Raw genomic sequence first — 18,258 nt, forward strand, 5'->3', positions numbered from 1 at the left:
CGACTTGCAACAAGGCGAGGACGCCCTTGATGAGCCATCAGCTGCCCAGCACATACACCCTCGCGCCCTTGGATGCGAAGGACACTCTATAGCCCCGCAGGTGCCTCATGAATTCTTCCGCCGCGATGCTTATTTCTGAGCGCGGCGATGCGCCCAGTGACTCGATACACACACTGTAAAGCTTGCTGCCGCGACGAGTCCGCTCGAGCGTCCCTAGGAACCGTCCGAGGGCATCGCACGAGGCTTTGCTCTGGTCGTCGCCAGGCGCATCTATGTCGAGAACGTCCCAACCACAGCCACATCCCGTATGCGGCTCGAGGTAGTAGACGTACCGGGAGCCGAGCACTGAACGAACCGCCTTCGCCTCGGGCGACGCTGACGGGACGAGGGTCAAAGAGAAGTCATGCGTTCTCACCTCGTCGAGTTGCTTGTCCACGCCAACGTAGAGCTGCGAGCAGTTCACGCGCTCACCCAACCGGTGCGAAGCGACGCACCGACTGCCCATCCACGATCACCTCCTCGCAGAACATCGCGTACGGCCGCACCCACAAGCCGCCTTCGCCATACAGCGCGCGATAGACCACCACCGGCTCCAGCGTCTCGCTGTGCCGCGCCACCGCGACCACTTCGTAATCGTTGCCCTTGTAGTGGCGGTAGAGACCGGGGGTGAGTTCGGGGAGGGCGGGGAGTGTGGCCATGTGTATCCCTGTTCGTGTTTCGTAGGATGGGTTGAGCGAAGCGATACCCATCATGTGTTTGAGGGTGAAGCTCCGGTGGGCCCGCTTTCTCTTTGAAGGCTGTTTCGCTCAATCCATCCTACACAGTCGTTCCGTCCCGGTTAGCGACTCGCCTGGCGGGCAACCCCGCCTCAATGGCGTCGCGCAGGCGCTCCAACGGGGGGCTTTGCAGGCGTGCCAGCAGTTGGTGCTCGGTGCGTCCCGTCTCCGGGAACAAGGGTGTCGCTCGCCTTGCCCAGGCGAGTAGTTTCGGCAGCGCTGGATAGCGTGTGGTGAGACGTGCCACCTCGATCCAGCCGTCGGCGTAGGGCTGGACATCCAGAGCCTGGCGGATTCCGCCCTCCCACCACCAGAGCTGCCAGTTGCCGGCGTCGTAATGGGTGTCGTGGGCGACAGAGATTCCGCGCTCGCGGGCGATGGACTCGATAAGCGGGCGGAGGGAGGGCGCGTTTTCCACAGTGCTCCATGAAGCGTCAACCGAAATGATGGGTGTCGCCTGCGGCTCAGTCATCCTATGCGACTAAAGGTTGTGACGCGGATACCACACGCCGCGGATCACCAAAGGCCCAGCGTTGGGCATGACGTGGGAGGCATCCAGAGCGTCCACGGCAACATCCTCGATGACGCCCGTGATCCTTTCATCGCTACGCGGATAACCGTACTTCGTGAGCAAGCCGCGCGCATCATCGACCGATAGCGCGGTCACGCCGTATCCAAGGCCACGGTCAACCTGGAACCAATAGCGTCTCAGCATCGTGAATCCCTCAATACCCCGCCGCCTGCCCGTCCTTGCGGCTCTCGCTGGCGCCGTAGTACACGCCGGTCTTCGGGTCGCGCTTGATGGCCTGATAGCCACCGTAGGGGCCGAGGGCCCATTCGACGTGGTGACCCTTGTCCATCAGCGCGCGGATGGTTTCGTAGGGATAGCCGGATTCCAGCTGCACCACGCCGCCATCAGTCATCGCGGTGGCGCTGCCGACCGGTTCGGTGGAACCGTCGTGCTGGATGCGCGGCGCATCGCCGGCCTCCTGCAGGGTCATGCCGAAGTCGACCAGGTTCATCACGATCTGCACGTGTCCCTGCGGCTGCATGGCGCCGCCCATCACGCCGAAGCTGACCCACGGCTGCCCGTCCTTCATGATGAAGGCGGGAATGATCGTCTGGAACGGCCGCTTGCCCGGCGCGTAGCAGTTGGGGTGCGGCGTGGCGCCTTCGCAGCCCTGCAGCACGAACATCTCGCCGCGGTCCTGCAGGATGAAGCCCAGGCCGGTCGGCGTCATGCCGCTGCCCATGCCGCGGTAGTTGGACTGGATCAGCGAGACCATCATCCCGTCCTCGTCGGCCACGGTCATGTAGATGGTGTCGCCTTCGTCCAGTTCCTTCGGCGTGCCCGGCTGCACTTCGCGCAGCACCTTGTCCGGCGAGATCAGCTTCGCACGCTCGCGCGCATACGGCTTGGAGATCAGGCGCGCGACGGGCGCCGGCTGGAACGCCGGATCGGCATACCAGCGGGCGCGATCGGCGAAGGCGAGCTTCTTCGCTTCGACGAACAGGTGCACGTGCTCGGCGCTGCCGAACGGAATCTTGCTGAAGTCGTAGCCTTCCAGCACGTTGAGCATCTGCAGCGCGGCGATGCCCTGCCCGTTCGGCGGCAGTTCCCACACGTCGACCCCGCGGTAGCGCGTGCTGACCGGCTCGACCCATTCGCCGCGGTGCGCCGCCATGTCCTCATACGCGAGGAAGCCGCCATTGGCCTTGAAGTACGCATCGATCGTGCGCGCGATGTCGCCGGTGTAGAACGCGTCGCGACCGCCGTCGGCGATCTTCTGCAGCGTGTTGGCCAGATAGGGGTTCTTCCACATCTCGCCGGTGCGGGGCGCGCGCCCGCCGATCGTGAACTGCTCGGTGAAACCGGGGAACTTCGACAACCGCGGCACCGAGCGATCCCAGTAATAGGCGATCGTCTGGTGGACCGGGTGGCCCTCGCGCGCATAGCGGATCGTGGGCGCCAGCAGGTCCTTCACCGGCAGCTTGCCGAAGCGGTCGTGCAGTGCGAACCACGCATCGACGGTGCCCGGCACGCTGACCGGCAACGGCCCGTGCGCGGGGATGTCCGTGATGCCGTGCTGGGTGAAGTAACCCAGCGTCAGCGCTTTCGGCGACCGGCCCGAGCCGTTGTAGCCGTGCAGTTTCTTCGTCTTCGGGTCCCAGACGATGGCGAACAGGTCGCCGCCGATGCCGTTGCCGGTGGGCTCCATCAGGCCGAGCGCGGCATTGGCGGCGATGGCCGCGTCCATCGCGGTGCCGCCCTGCTTCATCACGTCCAGCGCGATCTGCGTGGCCAGGGGATGCGAGGTGGCCGCCATCGCATGCGGCGCGATGACGTCCGAGCGGGTGGCGAACGCGCGGCCGGCGATGCGGTCGGCGGCGACGGCGGGCAACGCGGCGGCGACGGCTAGGGCCATCGCCACGCAGGACACAAGGCGGGTGCGCATCATCGACAGGCGATGGCGCGCGGCAGGCGCGCCTTCATCCGCCGATGGTACGCGTTACGGCCAGCGCGGCGGATTGGCCTGCCAGGCGCCGAGCACTTCGGCCAGCGTGTCGCGGTCTTCCTGCCGCCAGCCGGGCAACAGGCTGTCGTAGTTGCGGGCATCGGTCCACAGCAGCGGCTCGGTGCGCACGGCGGCGCCGTACCACGCCACCGCTTCGGCCTTGCGATCCAGCTTCCACATCGCCAGCGCCATCGTCGGCGGTATCCACGAAGGCCCGCCCGTCGTGCCCAGCAGGGTCGCCCACTGGCCCAGCGCGGCCTGGGGCTCGCCGTTGCGATAGAGGTCCCAGCCGTAGTTCCACCGGACGGCGCGGCCGAGGTTGCCGTTGGCGTCGCTGCTGCCCAGCAACTGCTGGTAGAGCTGCTTGCCCAGGTCCACGCGGCCCTCGGTGAAGGCCACGTGCGCCAGCTGCGCCGTGGCTTCGGTCGACTTGCGCCCGCGTTCGCGTTCGCGCACCAGCGCCTGCACGAGCGCCTCGCCCTCGCCCTGCACCACGACGATCTCTCGCGTCGCGGCCTTGTCCTCGTCGAAGTAGAACTCCTTCGGCTTCGGCACCGTCTGCGCGTGCGCGGACAACACCGCGGAGGCCAGCACGGTGGCCAGCAGCATGTTCTTAGCGAATTTCACGACATCCCCCGACACTTGCAATGGATTCCCCGGCCCCATCCTAACCGCTGCAATGCACAACGGCGAAGTGACCGGCGTCACACAAAATGCCCGCTGTTACAATGCGCGCCTTCACGCCCGAGGGGTTTATCGGGCCACGCCAGCCGCTTGCACGGGCCCGCCATGACCAGCACCGCCGAACTCACCTCGCCCTCGTCCGCCAACACGCCGCAGATCGGGGTGATCGACAGCGACTACACGCTGGAGCACAAATACACCCGCACCGACGGCCGCATCTACCTGAGCGGCGTGCAGGCGCTGGTCCGGCTGCCGCTGATGCAGCGCCTGCGCGACCAGGCCGCGGGCCTGAACACGGCCGGCTTCATCAGCGGCTACCGCGGCAGCCCGCTGGGTGGCTTCGACCTGGAGCTGTGGCGCGCGCGCAAGCACCTGGAGACGGCGGGGGTGAAGTTCACCCCCGGCCTGAACGAGGACCTGGGCGCCACCATGGTGTGGGGCACGCAGCAGACCAACCTGTTCCCCGGCGCCAAGGTCGATGGCGTGTACTCCATGTGGTACGGCAAGGGCCCCGGCGTGGACCGCTGCGGCGACGTGTTCAAGCACGGCAACGCCGCGGGCACTTCGAAGTTCGGCGGCGTGCTGGCGCTGGCGGCGGACGACCACAACTGCCGCAGCTCGACGCTGCCGCACGGCTCGGAAGACGAGTTCGTCAGCGCGATGATGCCGATCCTCAACCCGGCCGGCGTGCAGGACATCCTGGACCTCGGCCTGGTGGGCTGGGCGATGAGCCGCTACACGGGCCGCTGGATCGGCTTCAAGACGATCGCCGAGACGGTGGAGTCGTCGGCCTCGGTGCAGGTGGATCCGTTCGCGCGCGAGATCGTGCTGCCGGAGGATTTCGCGATGCCGGCGGGCGGGCTCAACATCCGCTGGCCGAACCCGCCGCTGGACCAGGAGATGCGCCTGCACAAGTACGCGGTGGCGGCGGCGCAAGCCTTCGCCCGGGCGAACAAGGTGGACCGGATCGTGCTGGATTCGCCGCGCGCACGGCTGGGCATCGTCACCACCGGCAAGAGCTACCTGGACGTGCTGCAGGCGCTGGAATACCTGGGCCTGGACGAACAGGCCTGCGCCGACATCGGCATCCGCGTCTACAAGGTCGGCATGACCTGGCCGCTGGAGCCGGTGGGCATCACCGAATTCGCCCGCGGCCTGGAGGACATCGTCGTGGTGGAGGAGAAGCGCGCCTTCATCGAGCGGCAGATGAAGGAGTACTTCTACAACTGGCCCGGCAGCGCGGGCACGCGTCCGTCCATCGTCGGCAAGTACGACGAAGCCGGCGAATGGATCCTGCCGAGCACCGGCGAGCTGACCCCGGCCACCATCGCGGGCGTGATCGGCAAGCGCATCCAGCGCTTCTTCACGACGGAGTCCATCGAACAGCGCCTGCGCTGGATGGAGGACAAGGAAGCCGAGATGGCGCTGCCGCGCGCGAACTTCCCGCGCGTGCCGCACTACTGCTCGGGCTGCCCGCACAACACCTCGACGGTGGTGCCGGAAGGCTCGCGTGCGCTCGGCGGCATCGGCTGCCATTACATGGTCACGTGGATGGACCGCGACACCGACACCTTCACCCACATGGGCGGCGAAGGCGTGACGTGGTCCGGGCAGGCGCCGTTCACCGAGACCGAGCACGTCTTCCAGAACCTGGGCGACGGCACGTTCTTCCACTCCGGCTCGCTGGCGGTGCGCCAGTCGGTCGCCACCGGGGTGAACATCACCTACAAGATCCTCTACAACGACGCGGTGGCGATGACCGGCGGCCAGCCGGTGGACGGCACGCTGTCGGTGCCGCAGATCGCGCACATGATGCGCGCCGAGGGCGTGGACACGATCGTCGTGGTCAGCGACGAAGTCGGCAAGTGGAGCAAGCGCGAGATCTTCCCGTCGGGCGTGGAGTTCTTCGACCGCAAGGAGCTGGACGACGTACAGCGTCGCCTGCGCGAGGTGAAGGGCGTCTCCATCCTGATCTACGACCAGGTCTGCGCCACCGAGAAGCGCCGCCGCCGCAAGCGCGGCAAGCTGCCGGACCCGGCCAAGCGCACGATGGTCAACACGCTGGTCTGCGAAGGCTGCGGCGACTGCGGCGTGAAGAGCTTCTGCGTGTCGGTGCTGCCGAAGGAGACCGAGTTCGGCCGCAAGCGCGAGATCGACCAGTCGAACTGCAACAAGGACTTCCGCTGCGTCGACGGTTTCTGCCCCAGTTTCGTCACCGTGCACGGCGGCAATCCGCGCAAGGGCAAGAAAGCCAATGCGGCCGACCTGCTCGCCGCGTTGCCGGCGCCGACGTTCAAGTCGGACCTCGATCAGCCCTGGAACATCCTCATCACCGGCGTCGGCGGCACCGGCGTGGTGACCATCGGCGCGTTGCTCGGCATGGCCGGCCACCTGGAAGGAAAGGGCGCCAGCGTGCTCGACCAGACCGGCCTGGCCCAGAAAGGCGGCGCGGTGACCACGCACATCCGCATCGCCCGCACGCCGGAGGACATCCACGCCGTGCGCATCGCCGCCGGCGAAGCCGACCTGGTGCTCGGCTGCGACATGGTGGTGGTCAACGACTACTGGGTGCTGTCGAAGGTGCGCGGCGAACGCTCGCAGGTGGTGTTGAACACCTACGAAGCGATGCCGGGCACGTTCACCACGCATCCGGACATGCAGTTCCCGGCCACCGACATCATCGCCGGCGTGAAGGTCGCCCTCGGCGGTCGCGACCCGCTGCTGGTCGATGCCACCCAGGTGGCGACCGCGCTGATCGGCGACGCCATCGGCAGCAACCTCTTCATGCTCGGCTACGCCTGGCAGCAGGGCCTGGTGCCGATCTCGTTCGACGCGATCATGCGCGCGGTGGAGCTCAACGGCGCCGCCATCGAGATGAACAAGACGGCGTTCGCCTGGGGCCGGCTGGCGGTGGTCAATCCGCAGGCCGTGCAGGAAGCCGCGGGCCTGATCCGCAATGCGCAGACCGAGAGCGAGCGCACCCCGCGCGCCCTGCAGGTGCTGCCGCCGGGCGAATGGGAAAGCACCGAGTGGGGCGCCAACGCCGCGCCGCGCAACCCGGGCAACGAAAGCGAACTGCGCGGCCTGCCCGAAGACGGCGCGCAGGGCGGCGACGTGGCCTTCCTGCCGCTGGACGACCTGCGCCTGTCGCGCTCGCTCGACGAGCTGATCGCGCGCCGCAAGGACTTCCTCACCGAGTACCAGGACGTGGCCTACGCGGCACGCTACACCGACCTGGTGACGAAGGTGCGCAACGCCGAGAACACCCGCGCGCCGGGTTCGACCGCGCTGACCGAAGCGGTGGCCCGCTATTTCTTCAAGCTGATGGCGTACAAGGACGAGTACGAAGTGGCGCGCCTGTACACCAGCGGCGAGTTCCAGCGCCGGCTGGAGCAGCAGTTCGAGGGCGACTTCGAAGTGCGCTTCCATCTGGCACCGCCGCTGTTCGCCAAGAAGGACGCGCAGGGCCGCCTGATGAAGAAGGAATACGGCCCGTGGGTGTTCAAGGCCTTCGGCCTGCTGGCGAAGCTGCGCTTCCTGCGCGGCGGCGCCTTCGACGTGTTCGGCTACACCGACGAACGCAAGGGCGAGCGCCAGCTGATCGCCGAGTACGAACGGACCATCGCCGAGCTCGTGGCTGCGCTGGACGGCGGCAAGCTGGGCCTGGCGGTGGAGATCGCCAGCATCCCCGAACACATCCGCGGCTACGGTCACGTCAAGGAAAAGCACCTGCACGACGCCAAGGCGCGCGAGGCCGAGCTGCTGGGCCTCTGGCGCAACCCGAAGGCCCTGCACATCGTGCAGGCCGCCTGACCGGAAACCCCGCTTCGGCTGGGTTTCTACTTTCAAGCGCGCGCGTGCCTACGCGCGGCTTCTTCGCAGCGACGTCCACGCCATGCGCAACGGCGGCTTGAGCGGCCGCGCGAGCAGCCGGTAGACGAACGACAGCACGCGACGCGTACGCGGCACCCGTCGGGCGAGCCCCTCCTCGATGGTGTAGACGCAGGGCGCGCAGAGCCCGCAGGGCCTGCCGCGCAGCGGCCGATGGCAGAACCACGTCATCTCCATCAGCGGCCCCCATCCGGCGAGGTGCGCTTCCCGTTCCATCGCGCGCTTGTCGATCGAGAACAGCGGGAAGCTGAAATAGCGGAACAGTGTGTGCTCAGGCGTGCCCGCCTGGCCCGGCGCCACGCGCACGCTGCGGTAGGCGTCGGCCTGCTGGAACGCGACCACGCGCGACGACAGCAGCGCCTGCACCTTGTCGTCCACGTGGACGCTCATCTCGATGCCGTCCACGCCGTGCTGCTTGCAGAACATCGGCAGCCACGCGTACTGGCTGCCGATGTACATCCGCGTCCGCACCTCGCGCAGGGCGTCGACGATGCCCGCATCGGGCTCCAGGTCGGCGACGCGGAAGCGGCGCAGCGGATGCAACAGGGCACGCGTATGCGGGTACTGCGCATGCAGGGCCGCAGTGATCCGCGCGATCGCGTCCAGCTCGGTGGCGGTGGAGGCGCGCGTCGCATCCTCGAGGTAATAAGGCGTTACCGGCAGGCGATGCAGCAGCACCACGCGCAACAGCTGGAACGTCGAATCCCAGCCGCTGGTCCACAACAGCCGGACACCGTCGTCGGCATGCGCCTCCGACGGTGGGCGTGCCCGCGGCGATACGCGCGCGGCGGCGGAGGACGGTCGCGTCATGGGCAAATGCTAGCAATCACACCGCCATGGGAACGGCGCTTCTCTTCACATCCATGAGCCCCGGCGCACACGTGCCGCGCAAGCGGATGTGCGGCGCCCCCTTCATCGGCACTGTGCACGCTCTACTCACGCCAGCCGTCTCCATCATCGTGACGACGGCGTGCACGCGCGTTTCCGCCGCGTCCGCCGCGCCCACCCCCAGGAGCGAGCAATGCAAGAACAACCCACGACCCGGGAGCAATTCTGGCGCTTCGCCGACGCCGCCAAGGAAGCGACGGAAGCGCTGGCCGCGCAGCGCATGCGGATCCTTCCCAGCCTCGACATCGCCGACCTGCGCGGGTTCTGCGTGCAGTACCGGTTCTTCACCATCGACTACATCACCGACCTCGCCCTGCTGGTCTCGCGGCTCCCGTTCGGTGGCCTGCGCAGCCTGCTCGGCCAGATCCTCGCGGAGGAACTCGGCGAAGGCGATCCGGCGCGCGCACATCCGACGGTCTACGACCGCTTCCTGGCCAGCATCGGCGTGGACGAACGCGACATCGAACATCCGCTGCCGGCGAACGCGCGCATCCTGCAGGGGCTGACCCGCGACATGACCCGCAACCCGGTTGCCTACGGCGTGGGCCTGCGCGGGATGGGAGGCGAATGCCTGTGCCAGACCTACCTGTCGGTGATGTTCGACCACATGCGCACGCATCCCTACCTGCGCGCGAACGAGGACCGGATCGATTGGGAGTTCTGGACCATCCACACCGGCGAGGAGGACATCGTGCATGGCGAGCTGACCCGTGCCGCCATCGATGAGTACCTGCGCCAGGATCCGAGCGTGCTGCCCGAGCTGGCGCGCGGCTACGAACGCAGCATCAGCGCGTGGAACCTGTTCTGGCAGAACATCCTCGATGCGCACGCGCCGCGGCTGGAGGTCGCCTCGTGAACGCGGTGGCCGCCGCGATCAGCCAGTTCCACCTCGCGTTCCCCGTGCGCGACCTGGACGAGGCGCGGCGATTCTACGGGCACACGATGGGCTGCCCGATGGGACGCAGCGACACGTCCTACCAGGACTTCGATTTCTTCGGCCACCACCTGGTCGCGCATATCGGCGGCGACGGGCAGCCGCTGCACGACGGGCGCTTCGACGGCGAGGCCGTGCCGGTGCCGCACTTCGGCATGAATCTGGACCGCGCCGCATGGGAGGCGCTGGCGATGCGCCTCAAGGCCGCCGGCATTCCGTTCCACGAGGAACCGCACCTGCGGCTCAAGGGGAAACCGGGCCAGCACGTCACCATGTTCCTGTTCGATCCCTCGGGCAACGCGCTGGAGTTCAAGTCGTTCGACGATCCCGAACAGACCTTCATCCCGTAAGCGTCAGGCCGCCCGCTGCCAGACGAGGCAGCGGTTGTTGGCCGGCATGGCGTTGTCCTCGATCAGGCGCAGGCCGATGCTGCGCGCCAGCGCATCGACGGCTTCGATATCGCGGATACCCGACGCGGGATCGCGGTCCTTCAGCCATTGCTCGAACGCGCGATTGCTCTCGCTAGTGAACTCGCCGCCGTAGTTGAAGGGGCCGTACACCACCAGCAGACCGCGCGGTTCCAGCACCGCGTCGACCCCGGCGAAGAACGCCTCCACCTGCGGCCAGCCCATGATGTGCAGGCTGTTCGCAGTGAACACTGTATCGAACGCCGCACGCGGCCAGGGCCCGTCGACATCCAGCACGATCGCTGGCGGCGTGTTCGGCAACGCCGCATCCTCAAGCCAAAGCGAGATGCCGGGCAGAAACTCCGCGCGATCGCTGCACTGCCAGGTCAGCCACGGCATCGCCGCCGCGAAATGCACCGCGTGCTGCCCCGTGCCGCTGCCGATTTCGAGGACGCGCCGCGCATCGCCGAGGTGGCGCTGCAGGACCTCCAGGATCGGGCCTTGGTTACGCTCGCACGACGGCGCGAAGGGCTTCTCCGCGGACATCAGCCCGCCGAACGCACGTAGATCCGCTTCACGCCGTTCTCGCCACCGCGCTCTTCCACGGTGAAGTGGCGCGGATGCGCCTTCAGCAGGTCGCTGAGCTTCTTGTGGCCGTACAGGCGCGTGTCGAAGTCCGGGCGCACCTTGTTGAGGTAGCTGCCCACGCTGCCGAGGAAAGCCCAGCCCTGGTCGTCGCTGGCTTCCTCGATGGCCTGGCGGATCAACCGCAGCGGCAGCGATTCATGCCGGCCGGCGTCCGCGGCGGGTGCTGCAGTGGGCTCGGCCTGCGCCGCCGGTTTCTTGGCGGCGGGCTTGGCGGCCTTCTTCGCCGGCTTCGGCGCCGGCGGCAACGACGGTTGTGCGGCGACTTCGCTGCGCAGCACTTCCACGTAGATGAACTTGTCGCAGGCCTGCACGAAGGCATCCGGCGTCTTGCGCTCGCCGAAGCCGTACACAGTGAGGCCTTCTTCGCGCAGGCGCTGGGCCAGGCGGGTGAAGTCGCTGTCACTGGAGACCAGGCACACGCCATCGAAGCGCCGCGTGTACATCAGGTCCATCGCATCGATGATCAGCGAGCTGTCGGTGGCGTTCTTGCCGCTGGTGTAGGCGAACTGCTGCACGGGATTGATCGAATGCTTCAGCAGCGCCTGCTTCCACTGGGTCATCCGCGTGCTGGTGAAGTCGCCGTAGATCCGCTTCACGCTGGCCACGCCGTACTTGGCCACTTCCTCCAGCAGGCCGCCGATCACCGCGGGCTGGGCGTTGTCGGCATCGATCAGCACCGCCAGGCGCGGTTGTTCGTCGTCGTACTCGGGCTTGGCGACCGGGCGGGATTTCATGCGCGCCGACTCCTGCGGGGAATGGTCCGCATTGTGCACCACGTCACCGGGCCATGACCGGCGTCACTTGACGCTGCGCGGCACGCCGACGACAGTCCGGTGCTTCCTCCGGCCGGACATGCGCATGCAGCGACGCGACTTCCTGACCCTCGGCGGCCTGGCGTTTGCCGGCCTGGCGCTGCCGGGCACCCGCGTGATCGCCGCCGAGGCCCTGCTCGAACCGGGCGACGTGGCGAAGAAGAAGCGCCTGGCCGAAGCCGCGCTGTCGGCCGCCACCGCGGCGGGCGCGAGCTACTGCGACGTGCGCGTCGGCCGCTACCTGCGGCAGTCGCTGATCACCCGCGAGGACAAGGTACAGAACGTGGTCAACACCGAATCCTCCGGCGTCGGCGTACGCGTGATCGCGCAGGGCGCATGGGGATTCGCGGCGACGAACGACCAGACCCCCGACGGCGTCGCCGCCGCCGCGCGCCAGGCCGTGGCGATCGCCCGCGCCAATGCGCGCATCCAGGGCAAGCCCGTGCAGCTGGCGCCCCTGCAGGGCGCCGGCGAGGTGGCCTGGCGCACGCCGATCGTGAAGAACGCGATGGCGGTGCCGGTGAAGGAGAAGGTCGGCCTGCTGCTCGACGCCAACGCCACCGCGCTGGCCGCGGGCGCCAGCTTCGCCGCCTCGCGCATGTTCGTGATCAACGAACAGAAGTACTTCGCCAGCACCGATGGCTCCTTCATCGACCAGGACGTGCACCGCATCTGGGTGCCTTTCACGGTGACCGTGGTGGACAAGGCCACCGGCAAGTTCAAGACGCGCGACGGCCTGTCCGCCCCGATGGGCATGGGCTACGAGTACCTGGATGCCGACGCGGCCGACAAGTTCGCCCTGCCCGGCGGCGTGGTCGCCTACGGCGCCTCGTACGACCTGCGCGAGGACATCGTCGCGGCCGCGAAGCAGGCGCGCGCCAAGCTGACCGCGCCCTCGGTGAAACCGGGCAAGTACGATCTGGTGCTGGACCCGTCCAACCTGTTCCTGACCATCCACGAGAACGTCGGCCACCCGCTGGAGCTGGACCGCGTGCTCGGCTACGAGGCCAACTACGCCGGCACCAGCTTCGCCACCCTGGACAAGCGCGAGCAGCGCTTCCAGTGGGGCAGCCCGATCGTCAACTTCACCGCCGACAAGACCGAGCCGCGCAGCCTGGGCGCGGTGGGCTTCGACGACGAGGGCGTGAAGACGCGGCGCTGGGACCTGGTGAAGGACGGCGTGCTGGTGAACTACCAGGCGACCCGCGACGAGGTGCACATCCTCGGCGAGGACGCCTCGCACGGCTGCAGCTACGCCGATTCGTGGAGCAGCGTGCAGTTCCAGCGCATGGCCAATGTGTCGCTGGCGCCCGGCAAGGCGCCGCTGACGGTGGCGGAGATGGTGAAGGATGTCGAGAACGGCCTCTACATCCACGGCCGCGGCTCGTACTCCATCGACCAGCAGCGCTACAACGCGCAGTTCGGCGGGCAGCTGTACTTCGAGATCAAGAACGGCCAGGTCACCCGGCAGGTCGAGGATGCGGCCTACCAGATCCGTACGCCGGAATTCTGGAACGCCTGCGCGGCCATCTGCGATGCGCGCGACTTCCGTCTCGGCGGATCGTTCTTCGACGGCAAGGGGCAACCCAGCCAGGTGTCGGCGGTGTCGCACGGTTCGGCCACCACGCGGTTCAACGGCATCAACATCATCAACACCGCGCGCAGCCTGGGCTGATCCGGGTCCGGTGGCGTTTTCCGGCAACGGACCACGCCACCCATGCCGAAAGTCATTTGACGCTGTCTCCACGCGGGCGCAAGAATCCGGGACGACCTGCGCGGCGGTGAAGACGCGGGCCGGAATGCTTCCGTCGCAGTGCCCCGCCTGCCCTCCGGCAGGCCCAACCGGTGGAGAATTGCCTTGCAACGTCGTGACTTCCTGGCCATGACCGGCCTCAGCCTGGGCGGCCTGATGGTGCCGTCCTTCCTCGGCAAGGCGATCGCCGCCGAGCAACTCCAGTCCACCCTCGACGTCGCCTTCAAGAAGCGCCTCGCCGATGCCGCGCTCGCTGCGGCCAAGCAGGCCGGCGCGACGTACTGCGACGTGCGCATCGGCCGCTACCTGCGCCAGTTCGTGATCACCCGCGAGGACAAGGTGCAGAACGTGGTGAACACCGAGTCCACCGGTGCCGGCATCCGCGTGATCGCCAACGGCGCCTGGGGCTTCGCGGCCACCAACACGTTGACCGCCGACGGCGTCGCCGCCGCCGCGCGCCAGGCCGCCGCGATCGCCAAGGCCAACAGCAAGACCCAGACCGCGCCGGTGCAGCTGGCCAAGGCGCCGGGCTTCGGTGAAGTGTCCTGGAAGACGCCGATCAAGAAGAACGCCATGGACGTGCCGATCAAGGACAAGGTCGACCTGCTGCTGGGCGTCAACGCCGCGGCGATCAATGCCGGCGCCGACTTCGTCAACTCGATGATGTTCCTGGTCAACGAGCAGAAGTACTTCGCCAGCACCGACGGCTCCTTCATCGACCAGGACGTGCACCGCATCTGGGTGCCGATGACGGTCACCGCCATCGACAAGGCCAGCGGCAAGTTCCGCACCCGCGACGGACTGTCTGCGCCAATGGGCCTGGGCTACGAGTACCTGGACGGCGACGCCGCGCAGAAGTTCACCTCGCCCAACGGCGTGATCAACTACGGCCTGTCCTACGACATGAAGGAAGACGCCATCGCCGCGGCCAAGCAGGCGCGCGCGAAGTTGACTGCGCCCTCGGTGAAGCCGGGCAAGTACGACCTGGTGCTGGATCCCTCGCACACCTGGCTGACCATCCACGAATCGGTCGGCCATCCGCTGGAGCTGGACCGCGTGCTCGGCTACGAAGCCAACTACGCCGGCACCAGCTTCGCCACGCTGGACAAGCGCGAGCAGCGCTTCCAGTACGGCAGCGAGCTGGTGAACCTGTTCGCCGACAAGACCCAGCCCGGTAGCCTGGGCGCGGTCGGCTACGACGATGAAGGCGTGAAGACCAAGCGCTGGGACCTGGTGAGCGCCGGCAAGCTGGTGGACTACCAGACCATCCGCGACCAGGCCCACATCCTGGGCAAGACCGAATCCGACGGCTGCTGCTACGCCGACTCGTGGAGCAGCGTGCAGTTCCAGCGCATGGCCAACGTCTCGCTGGCCGCCGGCAAGACCAAGCTGTCCGTGGCCGACATGGTCAAGAACGTCGAGAACGGTATCTACATCATCGGCGACGGCTCGTTCTCGATCGACCAGCAGCGCTACAACGCGCAGTTCGGCGGTCAGCTCTTCTACGAGATCAAGAACGGCAAGATCACCCAGCAGATCGAGGACGTGGCCTACCAGATCCGCACGCCGGAATTCTGGAACGCCTGCACCGCCGTCTGCGACGAGAGCGACTACCGCCTCGGCGGCTCGTTCTTCGACGGCAAGGGCCAGCCCGGCCAGGTGTCCGCGGTCTCGCACGGATCGTCCACCGCGCGCTTCAACGGCATCAACGTCATCAACACCGCCCGCTCGCTCGGCTGATCGGCGCAAGGAGACCCTAGAACATGAGCATCCTCACCGAAGCGCAGGCCAAGGCCATCCTGGACAAGGTCATCGCGCTCTCCACCGCCGACGAGTGCACCGCGTCCCTCACCGGTTCCGTCGACGGCAACATCCGCTTCGCCCTGAACAACGTCTCCACCAGCGGCATCGTCAGCAACACCGACCTGGGCGTGCAGGTGGCGTTCGGCAAGCGCGTGGGCATCGCGACGATCAACGAGTTCGACGACGCCGCGCTGGAACGCGTGGTCCGCCGCGCCGAAGACCTCGCCCGCCTGGCCCCGGAGAATCCCGAGTTCATGCCGGCCGTCGAGAAGCAGACCTACAAGGCCAGCGCCACCTTCAGCGAATCCACCGCCGCCATCACACCGGAGTTCCGCGCCCAGGTCGCCGCCGATTCGATCGGCCCCTGCAAGGCGGAGAAGCTGATCGCCGCGGGCTTCCTGGAAGACGGGCAGAGCTTCGTCGCCTTCGCCAACAGCAAGGGCAACTTCGGCTACCAGCGCGCGACCGGCTTCAACTACACCTGCACGGTACGCACCGAAGACGGCCGCGGTTCCGGCTGGGTCGGCCGCAACCTCGGCAACGCCAGCGACTTCAAGGCCGGCAGCGACATCCGCACGGCGATGCGCAAGGCCAGCGAATCGGCTGAAGCCAAGGCGCTGGAGCCGGGCAAGTACACGGTCATCCTGGAGCCGGCCGCGGCCGCGGGCCTGATCTCCTTCATGATGAACTTCTTCGACGCGCGCCAGGCCGATGAGGGCCGCAGCTTCCTGTCCAAGAAGGGCGGCGGCAACAAGCTGGGCGAGCAGGTCTACGACCCGCGCGTGAACATCAGCGCCGACCCGTGGCACCCCGGTGCGGAAGTGATGCCGTGGGACGGCGAAGGCCTGCCGCGCGAGAAGATGGCCATCGTCGAGAACGGCAAGGTGGCCAACCTGGAGTACTCGCGCTTCTGGGCGCAGAAGCAGGGCAAGCGCGCGATCGGTTCGCCCGGCAACCTGCTGGTGGCCGGTGGCACGAAGTCCACGGCCGAACTGGTCGCCGGCACCCAGAAGGGCATCCTGGTCACGCGCACCTGGTACATCCGCATGGTCGACCCGCAGACCGTGCTGCTGACCGGCCTGACCCGCGACGGCACGTTCTACATCGAGAACGGGCAGATCAAGCACCCGGTGAAGAACTTCCGCTTCAACGAATCGCCGGTGATCATGCTCAACAACATCGAGGAACTGGGCAAGCCGGTGCGCGTGGCCGGCGACGAGTCCAGCTTCGTGATGATGATCCCGCCGATGAAGCTGCGCGACTTCACCTTCACCTCGCTGTCCGATGCCGTCTAAGCGCGCCTGAGGATCCGCCCTCCCGCACGCCGGGAGGGCACCCCCCCATGAACCTCACGCGCGCGCAGTTCCTCCGCCTGATGACCGGCGGCCTGGCTGGCGCCCTGCTGGCCGGGCCCGTGCGCGGCGCACGCGCTGCCGGCGCCTACGACTTCTGGTTCACCCGCCTGAAGTACGACTCCGGCGACTGGGACGTGGACGCGCGGATGCCGTCCAACCTCATCACCTCGCTGATCGATTACACCAGCCTGCGCGTGGACCCGAAGGAGCACGTGCTCGCGTTGTCCGACCCGCGCATGCTCGCCGCGCCGTTCTGCTACCTGGCCGGGCACAAGCTGGTCGAGTTCAACCCGGTGGAACGGCGGCATTTCGAGCGCTACGTGCGCAACGGCGGCTTCGTGTTCGTCGACGACTGCAACCACGACATCGACGGCCTGTTCGCCAAGTCGTTCGAGGCGCAGATGGCGTCGATCTTCGGCGCGAAGGCGATGAAGCGGCTGCCGAACACGCACGCCGTCTACTCTTCGTTCTTCAAGTTCGACGGCCCGCCGGCCACCAGCTTCGAACTCAACGGCTGGGGCGACGACCTGGTGCACGAGTACCTGCAGGGCATCGAGATCAACGGCCGCCTCGGCGTGCTCTACAGCAACAAGGACTACGGTTGCGAGTGGGACTACGACTGGCGCAACAAGCGCTTCCTGGCCGAGGACAACACCAAGTTCGCGGTCAATCTCGTGATCTACGCGCTGACGACATGATGCCCCTTCCCCGTAGAGCGGAGCGTGCTCCGCCGATCCCCGCGACACGAACAGAACAGCAGCGGAGCACGCTCCGCTCTACGACCTCCATGGAACCCGCATGAACGCCATCACCGAATCCGACCTCCAGCACCAGCTCGCCAAGCTCGGCGAACTCCGTGCCGCCATAGGCCAGGCCATCGTCGGCCAGCAGGACGTGGTCGAGCAGTTGCTGATCGGCTTGTTGGCCGGCGGCCACTGCCTGCTCGAAGGCGTGCCCGGGCTCGGCAAGACGCTGCTGGTGCGTTCGCTGGGCCAGGCGCTGCACCTGCAGTTCCGCCGCGTGCAGTTCACGCCGGACCTGATGCCCAGCGACATCCTCGGTACCGAGCTGCTGGAAGAGGACCACGGCACCGGGCATCGCCATTTCCGTTTCCAGCCCGGTCCGATCTTCACGAACCTGTTGCTGGCCGACGAGCTCAACCGCACGCCACCGAAGACCCAGGCCGCGCTGCTGGAAGCCATGCAGGAACGCACCGTCAGCTATGCCGGCACCACGCATGCGCTGCCTTCGCCGTTCTTCGTGCTGGCCACGCAGAACCCGCTGGAGCAGGCCGGTACCTATCCGTTGCCGGAAGCGCAGCTGGATCGCTTCCTGCTGCACATCCGGGTCGACTATCCGACCGAGCAGGAAGAGCACGACATCCTGGCCCAGACCACCGGCCGTGCCGGCGGCGACGTGCCGCGGGTGATGGAAGGCGAGTCCGTGCTGGTGCTGCAACGGTACGTGCGCGACGTGCATGTCAGCGACGACCTGCTGCGCTGGATCACCCGACTGGTGCGCGCGAGCCGGCCCGGCGACGGCGTGCCCGAGGAGATCCGGAAGTACGTGCGCTGGGGCGCGGGACCGCGCGCCGGCCAGTCGCTGGTGCTGGCCGCGAAGGCGCGTGCGCTGCTGCACGGTCGCCTGGCGGCGACGCGCGAGGACATCCTCGCCCTGGCCAAGCCGGTGATGCGCCATCGCCTGTTGCTGTCCTTCGCCGCCGAAGCCGAGCAGGTCAGCGCGGACGACGTGATCGCCGCGCTGCTGCGCGGCGTGCCGCTCACCAGCTGA

Annotated in this window: 17 protein-coding genes; 8 read left to right on the forward strand and 9 right to left on the reverse strand. The window is 67.5% G+C overall.

The features are described from left to right. Nucleotides 1-37 precede the first annotated feature (37 nt). From BLT45_RS00500 to BLT45_RS00525, 6 genes are all read right to left on the reverse strand, one after another. Entirely contained in the window at nt 38-463 is a 426-nt protein-coding gene (locus tag BLT45_RS00500; protein ID WP_093293745.1) for a hypothetical protein, read from the reverse strand. Nucleotides 464-467: 4 nt separating this feature from the next. Then, a complete protein-coding gene (locus BLT45_RS00505; protein ID WP_175455669.1) occupies nt 468-698 on the reverse strand; it encodes a DUF1653 domain-containing protein in 231 nt (76 codons plus the stop codon). A 118-nt stretch (nt 699-816) separates the two neighbouring features. Further along, nucleotides 817-1,248 (reverse strand): hypothetical protein, encoded by a 432-nt coding sequence (locus tag BLT45_RS00510; RefSeq protein ID WP_093293749.1) that lies wholly within the window; start codon nt 1,246-1,248, stop codon nt 817-819. A 9-nt stretch (nt 1,249-1,257) separates the two neighbouring features. Beyond that, on the reverse strand, nt 1,258-1,491 hold the full coding sequence (locus BLT45_RS00515) for a hypothetical protein (protein ID WP_093293753.1): 234 nt from the start codon (nt 1,489-1,491) through the stop codon (nt 1,258-1,260). Between the two features lie 10 nt (nt 1,492-1,501). Next, nucleotides 1,502-3,232, reverse strand: coding sequence for a gamma-glutamyltransferase (gene ggt, locus BLT45_RS00520; RefSeq protein WP_093298297.1), 1,731 nt, complete (start codon nt 3,230-3,232; stop codon nt 1,502-1,504). A 54-nt stretch (nt 3,233-3,286) separates the two neighbouring features. Then, on the reverse strand, nt 3,287-3,901 hold the full coding sequence (locus tag BLT45_RS00525; RefSeq protein ID WP_093293758.1) for a tetratricopeptide repeat protein: 615 nt from the start codon (nt 3,899-3,901) through the stop codon (nt 3,287-3,289). Nucleotides 3,902-4,081: 180 nt separating this feature from the next. Here BLT45_RS00525 and BLT45_RS00530 point away from each other — a divergent pair, with 180 nt between their 5' ends. Then, nucleotides 4,082-7,789 (forward strand): indolepyruvate ferredoxin oxidoreductase family protein, encoded by a 3,708-nt coding sequence (locus BLT45_RS00530; protein WP_093293763.1) that lies wholly within the window; start codon nt 4,082-4,084, stop codon nt 7,787-7,789. A 48-nt stretch (nt 7,790-7,837) separates the two neighbouring features. Here the strand turns inward: BLT45_RS00530 and BLT45_RS00535 are convergent, their stop codons facing one another. Next, nucleotides 7,838-8,677, reverse strand: a complete 840-nt coding sequence (locus tag BLT45_RS00535; protein WP_093293768.1) for a hypothetical protein — start codon at nt 8,675-8,677, stop codon at nt 7,838-7,840. A 211-nt stretch (nt 8,678-8,888) separates the two neighbouring features. On the opposite strand from BLT45_RS00535, the gene BLT45_RS00545 reads away from it, so the two are divergent. Together BLT45_RS00545 and BLT45_RS00550 are read left to right on the forward strand one after the other, a co-directional pair. After that, nucleotides 8,889-9,611, forward strand: a complete 723-nt coding sequence (locus BLT45_RS00545; protein WP_093293776.1) for an iron-containing redox enzyme family protein — start codon at nt 8,889-8,891, stop codon at nt 9,609-9,611. Next, nucleotides 9,608-10,039 carry a VOC family protein gene (locus tag BLT45_RS00550; RefSeq protein ID WP_254771755.1) on the forward strand — a complete coding sequence of 144 codons (432 nt, stop codon included), beginning with the start codon at nt 9,608-9,610 and terminating at the stop codon, nt 10,037-10,039. Before BLT45_RS00545 ends, BLT45_RS00550 begins: the two co-directional genes overlap by 4 nt. Nucleotides 10,040-10,042: 3 nt before the next feature. Here the strand turns inward: BLT45_RS00550 and BLT45_RS00555 are convergent, their stop codons facing one another. Both BLT45_RS00555 and BLT45_RS00560 read right to left on the reverse strand, forming a co-directional pair. Further along, nucleotides 10,043-10,642: a DUF938 domain-containing protein gene (locus BLT45_RS00555; RefSeq protein ID WP_093293779.1), complete on the reverse strand. Its 600-nt coding sequence runs from the start codon at nt 10,640-10,642 to the stop codon at nt 10,043-10,045. Beyond that, on the reverse strand, nt 10,642-11,478 hold the full coding sequence (locus BLT45_RS00560) for an NYN domain-containing protein (RefSeq protein WP_093293785.1): 837 nt from the start codon (nt 11,476-11,478) through the stop codon (nt 10,642-10,644). Before BLT45_RS00560 ends, BLT45_RS00555 begins: the two co-directional genes overlap by 1 nt. 124 nt (nt 11,479-11,602) lie before the next feature. Between BLT45_RS00560 and BLT45_RS00565 the strand changes: the two genes are divergently transcribed. From BLT45_RS00565 to BLT45_RS00585, 5 genes are all read left to right on the forward strand, one after another. Beyond that, nucleotides 11,603-13,231: a TldD/PmbA family protein gene (locus tag BLT45_RS00565; RefSeq protein WP_175455671.1), complete on the forward strand. Its 1,629-nt coding sequence runs from the start codon at nt 11,603-11,605 to the stop codon at nt 13,229-13,231. A gap of 183 nt (nt 13,232-13,414) precedes the next feature. Then, entirely contained in the window at nt 13,415-15,049 is a 1,635-nt protein-coding gene (locus BLT45_RS00570) for a TldD/PmbA family protein (RefSeq protein ID WP_175455672.1), read from the forward strand. 23 nt (nt 15,050-15,072) lie between these two features. Next, on the forward strand, nt 15,073-16,407 hold the full coding sequence (locus BLT45_RS00575; RefSeq protein WP_093293790.1) for a TldD/PmbA family protein: 1,335 nt from the start codon (nt 15,073-15,075) through the stop codon (nt 16,405-16,407). A gap of 47 nt (nt 16,408-16,454) precedes the next feature. Next, complete coding sequence (locus tag BLT45_RS00580; protein ID WP_175455673.1) at nt 16,455-17,165, forward strand: DUF4159 domain-containing protein; 711 nt, start codon at nt 16,455-16,457, stop codon at nt 17,163-17,165. 100 nt (nt 17,166-17,265) lie between these two features. Further along, nucleotides 17,266-18,258, forward strand: coding sequence for an AAA family ATPase (locus BLT45_RS00585; RefSeq protein WP_093293796.1), 993 nt, complete (start codon nt 17,266-17,268; stop codon nt 18,256-18,258).

It is taken from the genome of Pseudoxanthomonas sp. CF385 (assembly GCF_900104255.1).
Classification (GTDB): Bacteria; Pseudomonadota; Gammaproteobacteria; order Xanthomonadales; family Xanthomonadaceae; genus Pseudoxanthomonas_A.

What these genes read in the sequence shown, in the direction of transcription:
- BLT45_RS00505 (WP_175455669.1), bottom strand. Translation starts at nt 698, where the DNA reads ATGGCCACACTCCCCGCCCTCCCCGAACTCACCCCCGGTCTCTACCGC.
- ggt (WP_093298297.1), bottom strand. Translation starts at nt 3,232, where the DNA reads ATGCGCACCCGCCTTGTGTCCTGCGTGGCGATGGCCCTAGCCGTCGCC.
- BLT45_RS00515 (WP_093293753.1), bottom strand. Translation starts at nt 1,491, where the DNA reads ATGCTGAGACGCTATTGGTTCCAGGTTGACCGTGGCCTTGGATACGGC.
- BLT45_RS00555 (WP_093293779.1), bottom strand. Translation starts at nt 10,642, where the DNA reads ATGTCCGCGGAGAAGCCCTTCGCGCCGTCGTGCGAGCGTAACCAAGGC.
- BLT45_RS00530 (WP_093293763.1), top strand. Translation starts at nt 4,082, where the DNA reads ATGACCAGCACCGCCGAACTCACCTCGCCCTCGTCCGCCAACACGCCG.
- BLT45_RS00510 (WP_093293749.1), bottom strand. Translation starts at nt 1,248, where the DNA reads ATGACTGAGCCGCAGGCGACACCCATCATTTCGGTTGACGCTTCATGG.
- BLT45_RS00575 (WP_093293790.1), top strand. Translation starts at nt 15,073, where the DNA reads ATGAGCATCCTCACCGAAGCGCAGGCCAAGGCCATCCTGGACAAGGTC.
- BLT45_RS00560 (WP_093293785.1), bottom strand. Translation starts at nt 11,478, where the DNA reads ATGAAATCCCGCCCGGTCGCCAAGCCCGAGTACGACGACGAACAACCG.
- BLT45_RS00565 (WP_175455671.1), top strand. Translation starts at nt 11,603, where the DNA reads ATGCAGCGACGCGACTTCCTGACCCTCGGCGGCCTGGCGTTTGCCGGC.
- BLT45_RS00545 (WP_093293776.1), top strand. Translation starts at nt 8,889, where the DNA reads ATGCAAGAACAACCCACGACCCGGGAGCAATTCTGGCGCTTCGCCGAC.
- BLT45_RS00535 (WP_093293768.1), bottom strand. Translation starts at nt 8,677, where the DNA reads ATGACGCGACCGTCCTCCGCCGCCGCGCGCGTATCGCCGCGGGCACGC.
- BLT45_RS00525 (WP_093293758.1), bottom strand. Translation starts at nt 3,901, where the DNA reads ATGCTGCTGGCCACCGTGCTGGCCTCCGCGGTGTTGTCCGCGCACGCG.
- BLT45_RS00580 (WP_175455673.1), top strand. Translation starts at nt 16,455, where the DNA reads ATGAACCTCACGCGCGCGCAGTTCCTCCGCCTGATGACCGGCGGCCTG.
- BLT45_RS00585 (WP_093293796.1), top strand. Translation starts at nt 17,266, where the DNA reads ATGAACGCCATCACCGAATCCGACCTCCAGCACCAGCTCGCCAAGCTC.